We start from the raw sequence: 15,440 nt of genomic DNA, 5'->3' as shown, positions 1-15,440 counted from the left end.
TGGCCGTCGTCGGACTGCGTTCGATTCCGGACATCAAGCGCTACATGCGAATGCGCAGCATGTGAGCCCGCTGTGAGCAGGGTTCTCGTGGCGGGCGTGGGGAACGTGTTCCTCCGCGACGACGGATTCGGACCGGCCGTCGCCCGCCGCCTGGCGCAGGAGGCGTCAAGCCTGCCCGGCTGGGTGCCAGAGCACGTTCAGGTGAGGGACTACGGGGTCCGCGGGCTGCACCTCGCCTACGATCTCCTGGACGGGGTGGATGCGCTGGTGCTCGTGGATGTGCTTCCGGCCCCGGCGGACGGAAGCACAAGCGCCGGGACCCTCCGGATCCTCAAGATCCGGGCGGAGGATCTGGAACCCGGCGGACCGCTCACGCCGGCCGGCCTGCCGGTCAACCCGGAGTTCGATCCGCATGGCATGGACCCGCTGGCTGTCCTGCGCCGCCTCCGCATCCTGGGCGGATCGCTGCCGGAGACCTACCTGGTGGGTTGCATCGCGGGGCGAACAGACGACGGCATGGAGCTGACCGAGGACGTGTCCCGCGCCGTCCCGGCAGCCGTGGAGGCAGTGCGCACACTGGTCACGGCCCACATAACGTCCGCGGACGCAGCGACCGCGAGCGCCGGTTCGGATGAAGCAGGCTGAGGAGGAAGCGCGGATGTGCTTGGGAATACCGGGCCGGATCATCGAAGTGATCGACGGCTACAACGGGCAACTGGCCCTCGTGGATGTGGCAGGCGTGCAGCGAAAGATCAACATTGGGCTCCTCGACGACGGCCCGTTGGAGAGCGGTACGTGGGTCCTGATCCACATGGGCTTCGCCTTGGAGCGCGTGGACCAGGCTGGCGCCGACCGTGCCATGACGGGACTGGAGCTCATGGGACGGGGCCCGGACCCCACCGACAACGTCCCGTAGCCTGCGCTCCCCCCTTACTGTTCTGTATTCACTGTTCGAGTGCAATCGCGGCGCCGCGATGCTCCACGCCGGAGTTGGCGATCTTGAGGTGGCGCGCAAAGTAGTGCTGGAGCCGGTGGAGCTGCGCCGGCCCCAGCCGGTCGCACACCCAGTCCCAGTGAAGGGACACCATGTCGCCTGCCGTGAGGTCAGCGATGAAGCCGGACCCGGCCACGGCGTACTTGGCCGTCTCGATCACCGGTTCGCCGAGCGAGAGCGCCATCCCGTCCCAGACCAGGGGCCGGGAGCGCACCAGGGCGCTGTCCCCTTCGACGGCCACCACTTCGCCCCACCGGATGCGGCATTGGTCAAGGACGTTCAGGGCCGTGGATGAGCGCCGATCATCGCGCAACAGTCCAAGCCACGGATAGATTTCCAGCACATGGAAGCTGTGGTGCGGTACGCCGCCGGCCAGGACCCCTTCCATGAGATGCGGAAACTGATGGCCGGTCCGTGCTCGGAACCTGTCCTCCATGGAATTGCCGATGCTGCGCACACCCACGGAGTCCAGCAGCGTGTTTCCCACCCAGTAGGCCTCCACTACCGGGTAGTCAAGCGGGTCCGGGTTGCCCGTGGCACCGGCGATGAGCTCCAGATACGGCCAGGCGCCGGCGAACCCCTTGGCCAGTTCCCGCAGGCCCGCGTCCGTCACCCCCGACTGGCCATAGTGCAGCAGCGCATCGCTGTCCGGCGGCCCGCAGCTGCCCCGCGAATTCGGCGGATATGCGTACCGGACAAAGAGTTGAGCGCCATTGACTTGCATCCCGTGGCCTCGTTTCACAGGGGATATGTGCGAGGCTAGCACCGCCGCCCATCGGCAAACAATGTCCGCGTTGCCGGCATTGACACCCCTGCGCATTCGGCAGATGCTGTGAGGGAATGCCGTGCCTGGAACACTGTCGTGGCTGGAAACACTGCCATGGCTGGCGCGGAGCGAATGGCCGCTCGTGTGCGGTCCTTCCCGGGAGGTAGGCCGATGAACATCCCCGAAGCCAACCGACGATCAGTACTGGCAGCGGCCCTCTACGGCGGAGGGGCGCTGTTCCTCGCTTCCTGCGCCCCGGGAAGCACGCCGCCGCAGCCAACACCACTGTCAATGCCACCGGCAGGTACCTCGCCACCGGGTTCCGCCGCCGGTTCGGCCGGGATCCAGGTCACGGACCAGCGCGGGACCGTGCTGAGTTTCGACCGCCCGGTCACCCGGGTGGTGACCATTCCCATGCCGGCCGCCTCCCTGCTCGCCGCCGTCGACCAGGGCGCAAGCCATCTCGCCGGGATGCATAACGCCTCCTGGGTTGCCATGCGTGACGGCGCCATGGGCACCATGTACCCGGAGGCCCTGAATATTCCGCACGACATCGCCACTACCGATTTCACGCCCAATGTCGAAAGCATCCGGGCACTGAACCCGGACGTCGTGGTCCAGTGGAGCGATGCGCAACTTACGGCACCGCTGGAACAAGCCGGGATGAAGGTCCTGGGCATCACGAACACCGGTACGCAGCAGGATGTGGACACCTGGACCGCGCTGTTCGCGACGATGCTGGGGCACCCGGAGCGGGCCGCGCAGATGAAGGCGCGCAGCGACGAGCAACAGAGGTCCATCCAGGCCGAGGCCGCCTCCCGCGGCACCGGCGGCCCGGGCATCATCTACTTCAACAGGTTCAGCGGCGGGCTCAAGGTTGCCGGAAACGACAGCTACAACGACTTCTACATCAAGCTCATCGGCGGCCACAATCCAGCAACCGGCCCGCAGGGCCTCCAGGGCAAGGGCATGGTGGGGGTCGACGTCGAACAGGTCCTGGCATGGGATCCGGAGATCATCCTGCTGGGGAACTTCGACGACGCGATGCCCGCGGACGTCTACGGCAATCCGGTGTGGCAAAGCGTGTCCGCCGTGCGTTCCCGGCGCGTGTACAAGGTGCCGCTGGGCGGGTACCGTTGGGATCCCCCGGGCCAGGAGTCACCCCTGATGTGGCGCTGGCTCAGCGATATCAGTTTCCCCTCCGGCAGCCGGTCCGCGCTGAGGGACCAGACCAGCGACTACTTCGATTTCCTGTACCGCTACCGGCCATCAGCGCCGGAGACGGACAAGATCCTGTGGACTGAAGCCAATGGCATCTCGGCCAACTACCGGCAGTTCGATGCTTCGTGAGGCCCAGCCTCTGACCACGGGACACCTTGGCGGCCGCCGCGGACCGAGGCTGCGCCAGGTCATCGGTCCATGCCTGCTCTCAGCGGCCGTCCTGGCCGCCGTGTCGGCGCTTGCCCTCGCCAGCGGCCGCTACAACGTGTCCCTCGCCCATGTCGCGGAAATCCTGGCCTCCCGGATAGTTCCCTTGGGCTCAAGCCTTCCCGCTGCCGAGGAAAACGTGGTGCTGCTGGTCAGGCTGCCCAGGGTCCTGCTGGCCCTGCTGGTGGGTGGTGGCCTCGCACTTGGCGGTGCGGCGCTGCAGGCCGTGTTCCGTAATCCCCTGGTCAGTCCGGAGGTCATCGGCGTTTCATCCGGTGCCTCCTTCGGTGGTGCCCTGGCCCTGCTGCTGGGCCTGGGTCCGGTGGCCCTCGTGGGCGGATCGTTCGGCTTCGGGCTGCTGGCACTGGCCATCGTCTTCCTCATCACGTCCGGCCGGGGCGGCACCCACATCCTCATGGTCGTCCTCGGAGGAATCGTCACGGCCTCGTTCTTCTCCGCCCTGGTGGCCCTGGTGACGTATCTGGCGGACCCGTTCACCACCCTTCCCGCAATCGTCTTCTGGCTGCTTGGCAGTGTCGCCACCGCAACCTGGGCGAAGGTACTGGTGGCCTTCATTCCGATTGCTGCCGGCGGCGTCGTCCTGCTGGCACTGCGGTGGCGGATCAATGTGCTCTCGCTCGGCGACGACGACGCCGCGGCCCTGGGCCTCCGGCCGCGTCCGCTGCGCTGGGCTGTCCTCTCCGCCGTGGCCCTCATGGTGGCAGGGGCCGTGGCCGTCAGCGGCGTCATCAGTTGGGTGGGGCTGGTCATCCCGCACCTGGCGCGGATGTGGGTGGGCCCGGACCACCGCGTCCTGCTGCCGGTCTCATTCCTGCTGGGCGGGGCGTACCTCATCGCCATAGACACCATTGCGCGCACCGCAACGGCCGGTGAAATCCCGTTAGGAGTCCTCACCGCCCTAATCGGGGCGCCGGTCTTCTTCGTGCTGTTGCGCCGGAACAGGGAGAGGATCTGGGACGGTGCTTGAACTACGCGGTGCCGGGTTTGGCTATTCACCGCAGAACTGGGTGTTCAAGGATCTGAGCTTCTCGGTGCCGCCGGGCACCGTGACGGCGGTCCTGGGGCCAAACGGCAGCGGCAAAACGACGCTGGTGCGCTGCGCGGCGGGCATGCTGGCCGTCCAGGAGGGGGCGGTGCGCCGGTCCGAGACGGCCGGCTATGTTCCCCAGGCGCGTGGCAGCACGTTCGGCTACCCGGCCCTGGACATGGTGGTCATGGGCCGTGCCCGCCACATCGGCGTCTTCCGCTCCCCCGGCACCCGGGACAGGGCTGCCGCCCTCCAGGCCATGGACCGGGTGGGGATCGCCGCCCTGGCCGACCGGCTGTTCCCGACCCTGAGCGGCGGCGAGCAGCAGCTGGTCCTCATTGCACGGGCCGTCGCGGGAGGTTCGCGGCTCCTTGTCCTGGATGAGCCGTCCACCGGGCTGGACCTGAAAAACCAGGTCCGGGTCCTCCAGCTCCTGAGGGAACTCGTGCGGAGCGGGATGTCGCTGCTGGTGAGCACCCATCACCCGGACCACGCCCTGTTCCTCGCAGACTCGGTGGTCCTCATGGGCGCCGAGGGGGTGGTGACTGGTCCTGCCGGGCCGCTACTCGCCGACGCGCAGCTCTCGGCGCTGTACGGCGTCCGTGTCAGCACACTGAACTACGACGACGCCGGGACGCCCCGCCGGACAGTGGTGACCCCATTCGGCGCAGACGAGCGCTGATCCGAACGCCAAAGCGCCCGGCAGCTTAGCTGCCGGGCGCTTTGGCGTCATCTGGCGGTTTGATGTCCGGTCCGGCCGCGGCCGGGGTTCAGGCCGCGGTTCAGGCCGGTGTCCGGCCTGGGGTTCAGGCGTGTGCCAGGACCGGCTGCGTCGGTTGTTCGACGGTTTCCTGCCCACCGATGTGGTCGGCGAGCATGGTCACTTCGTCGAACGGCTCGGCACCGGCGAGGACACGGTCCACGCGTCCGGCGTCGATCTCCTTGACCCAGGTGCCGATCAGCACCGTGGCGACGGCGTTGCCGGTGAAGTTGGTCAAGGCGCGGGCCTCGGACATGAACCGGTCGATGCCTACGATCATGCCCACGCCGCCCAGCAACTGAGGTGCATGCGCCTGGAGTCCAGCGGCCAGCGTGGCCAGGCCGGCGCCGGTGACGCCGGCGGCACCCTTGGAAGCGATGATCATGAAGACCAGCAGGGAAACCTGGGCACCAAGATCCAGCGGCGTGCCCATGGCGTTGGCGACGAAGAGCGCGGCCATGGTCAGGTAGATGGCGGTGCCGTCCAGGTTGAAGGAGTAGCCGGTGGGGACGGTGACGCCCACGACCGGCTTGGACACACCGAGGTGTTCCATCTTCGCGATCAGGCGGGGCAGCGCCGCTTCGGAGGAGGACGTCGAGAAGATCAGCAGGTATTCGCGGCCGAGGTACCTCATGAGCTTGAAGATGCTGACGCCTGCGACCACCTTGAGCAGGCCACCGAGGATCACGACGATGAACAGGGCACAGGTGACATAGAAGGCGCCCATCAGGGTCGCCATGCTGATGATGGCCTGGAAGCCGGTGGCACCGACAACTGCGGCGATCGCACCGAAGGCTCCGACCGGGGCCAGCCACATGATCATGATCAGGATGCGGAACACGAGGGCCTGTCCATAACCGACCGCCTTGAGGATCGGTGCTCCCTGAGGGCCCATCTTTTGCAGCGCGAAGCCGACCAGGATCGCGGCGAGGAGAGTCGGCAACACAGGAATGTCGCCCGGGATGATGCCGAGCAGGAAGTCAACGGTGCTGTCGACCGCCGCCTTCTTGTTCGGATCATAGGGGGCGAGCTTGAGGCCCTCGCCCGGGTGGATCAGGTTGCCCACCACGAGGCCGATCGCCAAGGCGAAGGTGGACATGACGACGAAGTAGGCAAGCGCCAGGCCGCCGACCTTGCCTACTGTGGCGGCCTTGGCGATCGAGCCGATGCCCAGCACGATCGTGCAGAAGATCACCGGAGCGATCATCATCTTGATGAGTTTGATGAAGCCGTCGCCCAGCGGTTTGAGGGATTTGCCGACCTCGGGGAACAGCAGACCGATAACGGCACCTGCAATCACGGCGACGATGACTGCAATGTAGAGGTAGTGGGACTTGTCCAGTCCCTTGCGCTTCTTGGCCGGGGCTGCGGCCGGTGCTGCTGACTCTCCTCGTTGAGAGGCCATGGTGTTCTCCTTGGATAGGCTGGACTTTCGTGAGCTTCCCGCTAGGGTCCGCTCGCGTCCGTTCTTGCGTGTACCCCCATCATTGATGACAAGGTGACGCGCATCACCCTTGCGTTCATATTGGTCATGGAAGGTGTTGATGATCCAGCGCTGGAGCATCGCCCGCAGGCTGTTTGTGGCCCAACTGCTGTTCGTGGTGGCCCTGACGGCCATCGTCGGCACGGCCACGTTCGTCGACGCGCGCGACCACGCCTACGACGAGGCCGGCCGCCGGATGGCCGGCATAGCCACGACGGTGGCCGACGCCCCCTTCGTCCTCGAGGCGGCGGGCGCCACCGACCCCACGGCCCTGCTCCAGCCGTATGCCCTCAAAATCATGAAGGATGCCGACGCCGATTTCGTCACGATCATGGCCCCGGACCGCACGCGGTGGACCCATCCGCGCGATGAGGAACTGGGCAAGCCGTATATCGGTTCGATCGATGCGGCCCTCAATGGCCAGGTGTTCACGGAGGTCACGGCCGGCACCCTCGGCCCCTCGGTGCGCACCATCGCCCCTGTCAAGGATGCGGACGGCAAGGTCCGGGCACTCGTGGCCGCTGGCGTGACCGTCCGGACCGTGGACGTGGCAGTCTCCGGCAGGCTGCCGGCGCTGCTGGCCATCGCTCTGGCGCTGCTGGTAGGCGGTTCCGTGGCGTCCTGGCTGCTCGGGCGCTACCTGCGCCGGGTGACCCGCGGCTGGGGCCCGGAGCAACTGGGCCAGCTCTTCGCGTACTACGAATCGGTGCTTCACTCGGTGCGTGAGGGCGTGATCCTCATCGACCCCAAGGGCAAAGTGGTGATGTACAACGATCAGGCCGCCGAACTGCTGGGGCTGAAGAAGCAGGCCTCCGACGCCGCTGCCGGCACGCATGCCCCCGGCGCGCCAGACGGCAGGCGCCCGGAGGCGCCCTCCCTCGCGGAGTTGCCGCTGGCACCCAGCCTTAAGGAACTCTTCGAATCCGGGCGTACCGCGCACGACGAGATCCACCTGACCGGCTCACGGATCCTGGTGGTCAACCAAGGCCCGGCGGTCGGACCCGCATCGGCCGGAGCCCGCCAGCGGGGAGCGGCTTCCGGCGCCCATGTTTACGGCACTGTGGCCACCATCCGGGACCGCACCGAAATCGAATCCCTGGGCAGCGAACTCGAAACCATGCACACGCTCTCCGACGCCCTGCGGGCACAGACGCATGAACATGCCAACCGGCTCCACACGATCGTCTCGCTCATGGAACTGGGGCGTACCCCCGAGGCGCTGGACTTCGCCACGAAGGATCTGGAACTCAGCCAGAGTCTGACGGATGACATTGTCAGCTCCATCGAGGAACCGGTGCTCGGCGCCCTGATCATGGGCAAGGCCGCCGAAGCGCACGAGCGCGGCGTCGAACTGATCCTGAACGCAGGCGGCTCCACGTCGGTGACCGGACTGGCCGTGCAGGATCTCGTAGCCATCCTTGGAAACCTGCTGGACAACGCCATCGACGCCGCGGCCGAGGCGCCGGCGCCCAGGCTCGTGGAGCTGACCGTCGAGTCCACCGGGTCCGCGCTGGAGATCACCGTGGAAGACAGCGGCCCGGGAATCGACCCCTCGGCCGTGGACGACATCTTCCGTCACGGCTTCAGCACCAAGACACCGGGACCTTTCGGACGTGGCCTCGGGCTGGCCCTGGTCCGCCAGGCAGTGCAGCGGCTGGGCGGTACCATGACAATCACCAGCCCGGCCGGGGCGCTCTTCCGCGTCACGCTGCCGGTCACAACGCTGCCGGTCACAACAGAGGGACAGCCATGAGCGAGATCAGGGTGCTCGTCGTCGAAGACGAGCCCATCGCCGCCGCGGCGCACGCCGCCTACATTGAACGGCTGGACGGTTTCACCCTGGCCGGCTCCGCGCCGGACGGGCAGTCCGCGCTGCGCCTGCTCACGGATTTCGCGGCGGCGGGCAATCCGGTGGAGCTGGTACTGCTGGACATGAACCTCCCGGACCTGCACGGGCTGGACATCGCACGCCGGATGCGGGCGGCCGGGCTCTTCGCGGACATCATCGCCATCACCGCCGTGCGGGAACTGAATATCGTCCGCAGTGCTGTGGCCACCGGCGTGGTCCAATACCTGATCAAGCCGTTCACCTACGCAACGTTTGCGGACAAACTCGCCAGTTACCGGCAATTCCGCGAGCAGCTGGCCTCCCCTGTGACCGGAGTCGCGGGGGCCCGGGCGTCCCAAAGCGATGTGGACCAGGCCTTCGCCAGCCTGCGTGCCCCGTCCGAAGTGTCGCTGCCCAAGGGCCTGGCCGTATCCACGCTGGAATCCGTCCAGGACTACATCAAAGAGCAGGACGGGGCGGTCTCGGCCAGCGAAGTCATGGAGGCGCTCGGCATGTCCCGGGTCACCGCCCGGCGCTACCTCGAGTACCTCGCCGATGCCGGAACGGTCTCCCGCGCCGCACGCTACGGCGCCCCCGGCCGGCCGGAGAACGAATACCGCTGGTTACGGCCGCGGCCCTAAGCTTCACCGCTCCCCCGCGGTTCCTGTCATCGACATGGCACTTGGCGGCAATGATTCCCGGAAACACTGCCGCCAAGTGTCATCTCGACGGCGGGCCGGGGCGCAGGGTTACGAGCAGCCGGTCGATCACGCCGGCATCCTCGATCGTGGACGGCACCACGTAGGTCTCGCCGTCGGCGATCTGGCGCATGGTCTTGCGCAGGATCTTTCCGGAACGGGTCTTGGGCAGGGCGTCGACCACGGTGACGTGCTTGAAGTCCGCCACGGCCCCGATGTCGCGCCGGACCAGGGCAATCAGGTCCTTGGCCAGAAGGTCCTCGGGAATGTCCACACCGGATTTGAGGACCACGTAGCCGCTGGGACGCTGGCCCTTGAGCGGGTCGGCGAGGCCGATCACCGCGCATTCGGCGACCGCCGGGTGCTGGCCGATCACCTGTTCCATGGCGCCGGTGGAGAGCCGGTGTCCGGCGACGTTGATGATGTCATCGGTTCGGCCCATGACAAAGACATAGCCGTCCTCGTCCCGGTAGCCGGAGTCGCCGGTGGCGTAGTAGCCTTCGAACGCCTGCAGGTAGGAGGAAATGTAGCGTTCGTCGTTGCGCCACAGCGTGGTCAGGGTGCCCGGGGGCAGCGGAAGGCCCAGGACGATGTTCCCTTCCGTGCCGGCCTCGACGTCCCCGCCCCCGCCGTCGACGATGTTGAGCCGGAAGCCGGGCATCGGGACGCTCGGTGAACCGGCCTTAATCGGCAGACCGTCGAGGCCGCGGGGGTTGGCGCAGATGGCCCAGCCCGTCTCCGTCTGCCACCAGTGGTCGACCACCGGAACGCCGAGGACCCTGGAGGCCCAGTGGAAGGTGTCTGTGTCCAGCCGCTCGCCGGCCGCGAACAGGGTCCGCAGGCTGGAAATGTCGTACTTGTCCAGGAGCTGGCCCTCAGGGTCGGCTTTTCGGATGGCGCGCAGCGCGGTGGGCGCGGTGAACAGCACGTTGACCTTATGGTCCTCGATGACCCGCCAGAACGCGCCGGCGTCCGGTGTCCCCACCGGCTTACCTTCGTACAGCACCGTGGTGGCGCCGGCCAGCAGCGGCCCGTACACAATGTAGGAGTGGCCCACCACCCAGCCGACGTCCGAGGCGGTCCACATGACGTCCCCGGGGCCGACGTCGTAGATGTTTTCCATGGTCCACTTCAGGGCCACGGCATGGCCGCCGTTGTCCCGCACCACGCCCTTCGGCGCCCCGGTGGTGCCCGAGGTGTAGAGGATGTACAGCGGATCCGTGGCCGTGACATCCACCGGCGCGGCAGGCTCGGCGGTGGCCATCTCGGCGTCCCAATCGAGCCACCCGGGCTGTTCGGCCGCCATGGAGGCCATGGTGGACGCGAAGCCTTCCCTGGCTTTGACCAGCACCGGGATGTCCGGGGCGCCGGCGATGCCGAGGGCCTCGGCGACGGCGGGAAGGTATTCGATCCGGCGCGATGGCTCGATGCCGCCGGACGCCGTCACCACCGCCGCAGGGGCAGCGTCGCGGATGCGGGCGGCAAGTTCCTTGGGGGCGAAGCCGCCGAAGACCACCGAGTGCACGGCGCCGAGCCGTGCGGTGGCCAGCATCGCGATCACGGCCTCGGGGATCATCGGCATGTAGATCACCACGCGGTCGCCCTTGCCGACGCCGCTGCGGCGCAGGACACCGGCGAACCGGGCCACGAGGTCCGTCAGTTCCGCATACGTGTAGCTCTGCTGGATGCCCAACATCGCGGAATCGTAGACCAGGGCGTCCTGCGCACCCCGGCCCTGGGCAACGTGCCGGTCGAGGGCGTTGTAGGAAGTGTTCAGGACACCGTCCGGAAACCAGTCGTAGAGCGGTGCCCGGCCCGGATCGAGGGCCTGCCGCGGTGGCGTCTGCCAGGAGATCCCGTCCGCGGCCTCCAGCCAGAACTCCGCGGGGTGATCCAGGCTCCGCTCGTAGGCGGCCTGGTAGCTCTTGGTGACCATGACTTACATCCTGTCCACGACGTTGTGATGTAGCCCATGGTAAACCGGGGCGGACCGGCGTTACAAGGGCTTCTGTATACACAGCTCATCAATTTCCACCCCACGGACCGCAATTGCTGGGCAAAGCGACCCCGCGTGTATACACTGTTGATGTTCCACCGTTACGGAGCCACCACCGAAGGAGGCAGGATGCGCGCCAGCGACAAGGCCTACGCGGCCCTGCGCGACGACATCATCGAATGGCGCCTCCTGCCCGGAACCGTGCTCGCGGAAGTGGAGCAGTCGGAGCGCCTCGGCATCTCCCGCACCCCGCTGCGGGAGGCCCTGAGCCGGCTCACGGCCGAGGGCCTGACGACGACGGCGGGCGGCCGCGGCGTCGTCGTGACCGACATTTCCCTGGACGACATCGACGAACTGTTCGAACTGCGCGAAACCCTCGAAGGCAGGGCAGCAGCCCTGGCCGCCGAGCGCGGAGACCCCGCAACCTTCGAACAGCTCCGGCGCGAACTGCTCCAGGCACCGGAACTGATCGGCGGTCAGGATCCGGCTCTGCACGACTACTACGGGCTGGTCGGGCGGCTCGACGCGGCCATTGACGCCGCAATCTCCAACGCCTACCTCGTCCAGGCCATGCGCAGCCTGCGCGTCCACCTCGTGCGCGTCCGGCGCCTGGCCGCCGACGACGCCGCACGGCTCACCGCCGCCGCCGCAGAGCACGCCGCCATCGCCGAGGCGATCGCCGCAGGCAACCCGCGGCTGGCCGAGGCCGCCACTACGCTTCACCTGCACCGCAGCCTCTCACACGTCAAAGCCACTCATACACCTCAGCAAAAGGAGCACCATGGTTAAGGAACACCACGTCCGCGTTTACAAGAGCGAGGAAAACCTGGGCCGCGAGGACCAGCTCGCCTACAAGATCGCCAAGGTCGCCGCGGATCCCGTGGATGTCACCGATGAGGTCACCGACATGGTGATCAACCGGATCATCGACAACGCCTCGGTGGCGATCGCGTCGCTGAACCGTGCCCCGATCGTCGCTGCCCGGGCCCAGGCCCTCACTCACGGCCCCAGCACCGGCGGCAAGGGCTCGAAGGTCTTCGGCATCGAGGAACGCGTCTCCCCCGAATGGGCTGCCTGGGCCAACGGCGTCGCGGTCCGCGAACTCGACTACCACGACACTTTCCTGGCCGCGGACTACTCGCACCCGGGCGACAACATCCCCCCGATCCTGGCCGTCGCGCAGCACGTCGGTTCCAGCGGCCAGGACCTGATCCGCGGCATCGCCACCGGCTACGAGATCCAGGTCAACCTGGTCAAGGCCATCTGCCTGCACAAGCACAAGATCGACCACGTGGCGCACCTCGGCCCCTCCGCCGCGGCCGGCATCGGCACCCTGCTGGGACTCGACGTCGAGACCATCTTCCAGTCCGTCGGCCAGGGCCTGCACACAACCACCGCCACGCGGCAGTCCCGCAAGGGCGAAATCTCCACCTGGAAAGCCCACGCCCCCGCGTTCGCCGGCAAGATGGCCGTCGAATCCGCTGACCGCGCGATGCGCGGCCAGACCTCCCCGGTGCCGATCTACGAAGGCGAAGACGGCGTGATCGCCTGGATGCTGGACGGCCCGGACGCTTCCTACACCGTGCCGCTGCCCGAAGCTGGCGAGGCCAAGCGGGCCATTATGGACACCTACACCAAGGAACACTCCGCCGAATACCAGGCCCAGGCGTGGATCGACCTCGCCCGCAAGCTCAACGGCGAACACCCCGAAGTCACGGACCCTGCCAACGTCGAATCCGTGCTGATCAAGACCAGCCACCACACCCACTACGTGATCGGCTCCGGCGCCAACGACCCGCAGAAGTACGATCCCACGGCCAGCCGCGAGACGCTGGACCACTCGATCCCGTACATCTTCACCGTCGCCCTGCAGGACGGCACCTGGCACCACGTGGACTCCTACGCCCCGGAACGCGCCGCCCGCCCCGACACCGTGGAACTCTGGCACAAGGTCACTACGGTCGAGGACCCGGAATGGACCCGGCGCTACCACTCCCTGGACATCGCCGAGAAGGCCTTCGGCGGCACCGTGGAGATCACGCTCAAGGACGGTACCGTCATCACCGATGACATCGCGGTCGCCGATGCCCACCCGCTGGGCGCCCGCCCGTTCGCACGGGAGCAGTACGTCAACAAGTTCCGCACCCTCGCCGCCGGCCTTGTGGCCGACGAGGAGATCGAGCGCTTCCTCGCCGCTGCTGCCCGGCTCCCCGAGCTCGCCGCCGGCGAGCTGGACCAGCTGAACATCCGGGCGGCCGACGGCGTGATCGACCTCGCCGCCGCCCCGAAGGGACTCTTCTAATGTTGTATTCGAAGGTCACGCCGGAGCAGAAGCGGATCCGGTTCCGCGAACTCCTCGCCTCCGGCACCATCGCCCAGTTCCCCGGCGCGTTCAACCCGCTCTCGGCGCGGCTGATCGAGGAGAAGGGCTTCGCCGGGGTGTACATTTCCGGTGCCGTCCTCGCCAACGACCTCGGCCTGCCGGACATCGGGCTGACCACCCTCACCGAGGTCGCCACCCGCGCCGGGCAGATCGCCCGGATGACGGACCTGCCGGCAATCGTCGACGCTGACACCGGTTTTGGCGAGCCCATGAACGTGGCCCGCTCGGTCCAGGAGCTCGAGAACGCCGGCCTGGCCGGCTGCCACATCGAGGACCAGTTCAACCCCAAGCGCTGCGGCCACCTCGACGGCAAGAACGTTGTGGACCTGGACACCGCCACCAAGCGGATCCGGGCTGCGGCCGACGCCCGGCGTGACCCGAACTTCCTGATCATGGCCCGGACCGACATCCGCGCCACAGACGGCCTGCAGGCCACGCAGGAGCGCGCCCGGGCCCTGGTCGAGGCCGGTGCGGACGCGATTTTCCCCGAGGCGATGAAGGACCTGAGCGAGTTCCAGGCCATCCGCGACGCCGTCGACGTCCCGATCCTTGCCAACATGACCGAATTCGGGCAGAGTGCCCTGTTCACCGTGGAGGAGCTGGCCGGCGTCGGGGTCAATATGGTGATTTATCCGGTCACGCTGCTCCGTAGTGCCATGGGCGCTGCGGAGCGTACTCTGGAATCGATTAAGGCCGACGGAACCCAGGAGGCACAGGTTGGAAGCATGCTGACCCGTGCGCGTTTGTACGATCTCGTTGATTACGAGGCTTATAACCGTTTCGATACCGGAGTTTTCAATTTCCAGATCCCCGGTAAGTAAGCCCCGCATAGAACCTCCGGCATATGCCGGTATACAAGCGTTAGGAACAAAGGAGTTTCAGCATGGCTGAACAGGACATCAAAAAGGGCCTCGCCGGCGTCGTGGTTGACTACACCGCGGTCTCCAAGGTCAACCCGGACACCAACTCGCTGCTGTACCGCGGCTACCCCGTGCAGGAGCTGGCCGCCAAGTGCAGCTTCGAGGAGGTCGCCTACCTTTTGTGGAACGGCGAGCTGCCCACCACGGACCAGTTGGCGGAGTTCACTGCCAGGGAACGTGCCGGCCGCGCCCTGGATCCGGTTGTCAAACAGGTGATCGACGCGCTGCCCACCACCGCGCACCCCATGGATGTATGCCGAACCGCCACGTCGGTCATCGGCGCCCGGCACCCCCTGGCGGAGGATTCCTCGCGCGAGGCCAACCTGGCCAAGGCCGTTGACCTGTTCGCCGCGATGCCCGCCGTCGTGGCCTACGACCAGCGCCGCCGTCACGGCCAGGACCTCGTGGAGCCCCGCGAGGATCTGGGCTACGACGCCAACTTCCTCTGGATGACCTTCGGCGAGGAGGCCGTCCCCGAGGTAGTCGACGCTTTCAACGTCTCAATGATTTTGTACGCCGAGCACTCCTTCAATGCCTCCACCTTCACTGCCCGCGTGATCACCTCCACGCTCTCGGACCTGCACTCGGCCGTGACCGGGGCCATCGGCGCCCTCAAGGGCGCGCTGCACGGCGGCGCCAACGAGGCCGTCATGCACACCTTTGACGAGATCGGCATCAGGCCCGAGGAATCACTGGAGGACGCTCACGTCCGGGCCAAAGCCTGGATGGAAAACGCCCTGGCCCACAAGAAGAAGGTCATGGGCTTCGGCCACCGCGTCTACAAGCACGGCGACTCCCGCGTGCCCACCATGAAGTCCGCGCTGGACAAGATGATCGCCCATTATGGCCGGCCCGAGCTGCTGGGCCTCTACAACGGGCTCGAGACCGCGATGGACGAGGCGAAGGGGATCAAGCCGAACCTCGACTATCCGACCGGCCCCACGTACCACCTCATGGGCTTCGACACCGCCACCTTCACTCCCCTGTTCGTCGCCAGCCGCATCACCGGCTGGACGGCGCACATCATGGAGCAGCTGGATGCGAACTCCCTGATCCGTCCGTTGAGCGAGTACAACGGCGTCGAGGAGCGACACCTGGCGTAGCAGGGACTCCTGCAGAAAAAACGCGGGCAGAAA

14 protein-coding genes are annotated in these 15,440 nt (G+C 67.1%); 11 read left to right on the top strand and 3 right to left on the bottom strand.

Features of this window, described 5'->3' with window-relative positions:
• Positions 1 to 72 precede the first annotated feature (72 nt).
• Complete coding sequence (locus LQV16_RS03375) at positions 73 to 645, top strand: hydrogenase maturation protease (protein WP_229992533.1); 573 nt, start codon at positions 73 to 75, stop codon at positions 643 to 645.
• Between the two features lie 13 nt (positions 646 to 658).
• Positions 659 to 916, top strand: coding sequence for a HypC/HybG/HupF family hydrogenase formation chaperone (locus LQV16_RS03370; RefSeq protein ID WP_229992532.1), 258 nt, complete (start codon positions 659 to 661; stop codon positions 914 to 916).
• Between the two features lie 28 nt (positions 917 to 944).
• Here LQV16_RS03370 and LQV16_RS03365 read toward each other — a convergent pair whose 3' ends face one another.
• Entirely contained in the window at positions 945 to 1,718 is a 774-nt protein-coding gene (locus LQV16_RS03365; RefSeq protein ID WP_229992531.1) for a DUF6390 family protein, read from the bottom strand.
• A 213-nt stretch (positions 1,719 to 1,931) separates the two neighbouring features.
• Between LQV16_RS03365 and LQV16_RS03360 the strand changes: the two genes are divergently transcribed.
• The 3 genes from LQV16_RS03360 to LQV16_RS03350 are packed head-to-tail and all read left to right on the top strand — an operon-like array spanning position 1,932 to position 4,918.
• Positions 1,932 to 3,110: an ABC transporter substrate-binding protein gene (locus LQV16_RS03360; protein WP_229992530.1), complete on the top strand. Its 1,179-nt coding sequence runs from the start codon at positions 1,932 to 1,934 to the stop codon at positions 3,108 to 3,110.
• Positions 3,070 to 4,176, top strand: a complete 1,107-nt coding sequence (locus tag LQV16_RS03355) for an iron ABC transporter permease (protein WP_229992529.1) — start codon at positions 3,070 to 3,072, stop codon at positions 4,174 to 4,176. Before LQV16_RS03360 ends, LQV16_RS03355 begins: the two co-directional genes overlap by 41 nt.
• On the top strand, positions 4,169 to 4,918 hold the full coding sequence (locus LQV16_RS03350; RefSeq protein WP_229992528.1) for an ABC transporter ATP-binding protein: 750 nt from the start codon (positions 4,169 to 4,171) through the stop codon (positions 4,916 to 4,918). The genes LQV16_RS03355 and LQV16_RS03350 overlap by 8 nt, the downstream gene beginning before the upstream one ends.
• Positions 4,919 to 5,042: 124 nt before the next feature.
• Here the strand turns inward: LQV16_RS03350 and LQV16_RS03345 are convergent, their stop codons facing one another.
• Positions 5,043 to 6,401 carry a cation:dicarboxylase symporter family transporter gene (locus LQV16_RS03345; RefSeq protein WP_229992527.1) on the bottom strand — a complete coding sequence of 453 codons (1,359 nt, stop codon included), beginning with the start codon at positions 6,399 to 6,401 and terminating at the stop codon, positions 5,043 to 5,045.
• 139 nt (positions 6,402 to 6,540) lie between these two features.
• Here LQV16_RS03345 and LQV16_RS03340 point away from each other — a divergent pair, with 139 nt between their 5' ends.
• Both LQV16_RS03340 and LQV16_RS03335 read left to right on the top strand, forming a co-directional pair.
• Positions 6,541 to 8,232 (top strand): sensor histidine kinase, encoded by a 1,692-nt coding sequence (locus LQV16_RS03340; protein WP_229992526.1) that lies wholly within the window; start codon positions 6,541 to 6,543, stop codon positions 8,230 to 8,232.
• Positions 8,229 to 8,948, top strand: a complete 720-nt coding sequence (locus LQV16_RS03335) for a response regulator (RefSeq protein WP_229992525.1) — start codon at positions 8,229 to 8,231, stop codon at positions 8,946 to 8,948. The genes LQV16_RS03340 and LQV16_RS03335 overlap by 4 nt, the downstream gene beginning before the upstream one ends.
• A gap of 79 nt (positions 8,949 to 9,027) precedes the next feature.
• Here the strand turns inward: LQV16_RS03335 and LQV16_RS03330 are convergent, their stop codons facing one another.
• Complete coding sequence (locus LQV16_RS03330) at positions 9,028 to 10,941, bottom strand: AMP-binding protein (protein ID WP_229992524.1); 1,914 nt, start codon at positions 10,939 to 10,941, stop codon at positions 9,028 to 9,030.
• A gap of 189 nt (positions 10,942 to 11,130) precedes the next feature.
• Between LQV16_RS03330 and LQV16_RS03325 the strand changes: the two genes are divergently transcribed.
• From LQV16_RS03325 to LQV16_RS03310, 4 genes are all read left to right on the top strand, one after another.
• Positions 11,131 to 11,790: a GntR family transcriptional regulator gene (locus LQV16_RS03325; RefSeq protein WP_091564429.1), complete on the top strand. Its 660-nt coding sequence runs from the start codon at positions 11,131 to 11,133 to the stop codon at positions 11,788 to 11,790.
• Entirely contained in the window at positions 11,783 to 13,303 is a 1,521-nt protein-coding gene (locus LQV16_RS03320) for an MmgE/PrpD family protein (RefSeq protein WP_229992523.1), read from the top strand. The genes LQV16_RS03325 and LQV16_RS03320 overlap by 8 nt, the downstream gene beginning before the upstream one ends.
• Entirely contained in the window at positions 13,303 to 14,205 is a 903-nt protein-coding gene (gene prpB, locus LQV16_RS03315) for a methylisocitrate lyase (RefSeq protein ID WP_229992522.1), read from the top strand. The genes LQV16_RS03320 and prpB overlap by 1 nt, the downstream gene beginning before the upstream one ends.
• A 62-nt stretch (positions 14,206 to 14,267) precedes the next feature.
• A complete protein-coding gene (locus LQV16_RS03310) occupies positions 14,268 to 15,407 on the top strand; it encodes a bifunctional 2-methylcitrate synthase/citrate synthase (protein ID WP_229992521.1) in 1,140 nt (379 codons plus the stop codon).
• Positions 15,408 to 15,440: the final 33 nt, after the last annotated feature.

The sequence above is a fragment of the Arthrobacter sp. Bi26 genome (genome assembly GCF_918697925.1).
Taxonomy (GTDB): Bacteria; Actinomycetota; Actinomycetes; order Actinomycetales; family Micrococcaceae; genus Arthrobacter.
Note: the sequence above shows the minus strand (reverse complement) of the source record. Positions and strands in the feature narration are given on the sequence as shown.

What these genes read in the sequence shown, in the direction of transcription:
- LQV16_RS03370 (WP_229992532.1), top strand. Translation starts at nt 659, where the DNA reads ATGTGCTTGGGAATACCGGGCCGGATCATCGAAGTGATCGACGGCTAC.
- LQV16_RS03365 (WP_229992531.1), bottom strand. Translation starts at nt 1,718, where the DNA reads ATGCAAGTCAATGGCGCTCAACTCTTTGTCCGGTACGCATATCCGCCG.
- LQV16_RS03360 (WP_229992530.1), top strand. Translation starts at nt 1,932, where the DNA reads ATGAACATCCCCGAAGCCAACCGACGATCAGTACTGGCAGCGGCCCTC.
- LQV16_RS03355 (WP_229992529.1), top strand. Translation starts at nt 3,070, where the DNA reads ATGGCATCTCGGCCAACTACCGGCAGTTCGATGCTTCGTGAGGCCCAG.
- LQV16_RS03345 (WP_229992527.1), bottom strand. Translation starts at nt 6,401, where the DNA reads ATGGCCTCTCAACGAGGAGAGTCAGCAGCACCGGCCGCAGCCCCGGCC.
- LQV16_RS03340 (WP_229992526.1), top strand. Translation starts at nt 6,541, where the DNA reads ATGATCCAGCGCTGGAGCATCGCCCGCAGGCTGTTTGTGGCCCAACTG.
- LQV16_RS03335 (WP_229992525.1), top strand. Translation starts at nt 8,229, where the DNA reads ATGAGCGAGATCAGGGTGCTCGTCGTCGAAGACGAGCCCATCGCCGCC.
- LQV16_RS03330 (WP_229992524.1), bottom strand. Translation starts at nt 10,941, where the DNA reads ATGGTCACCAAGAGCTACCAGGCCGCCTACGAGCGGAGCCTGGATCAC.
- LQV16_RS03325 (WP_091564429.1), top strand. Translation starts at nt 11,131, where the DNA reads ATGCGCGCCAGCGACAAGGCCTACGCGGCCCTGCGCGACGACATCATC.
- LQV16_RS03320 (WP_229992523.1), top strand. Translation starts at nt 11,783, where the DNA reads ATGGTTAAGGAACACCACGTCCGCGTTTACAAGAGCGAGGAAAACCTG.
- prpB (WP_229992522.1), top strand. Translation starts at nt 13,303, where the DNA reads ATGTTGTATTCGAAGGTCACGCCGGAGCAGAAGCGGATCCGGTTCCGC.
- LQV16_RS03310 (WP_229992521.1), top strand. Translation starts at nt 14,268, where the DNA reads ATGGCTGAACAGGACATCAAAAAGGGCCTCGCCGGCGTCGTGGTTGAC.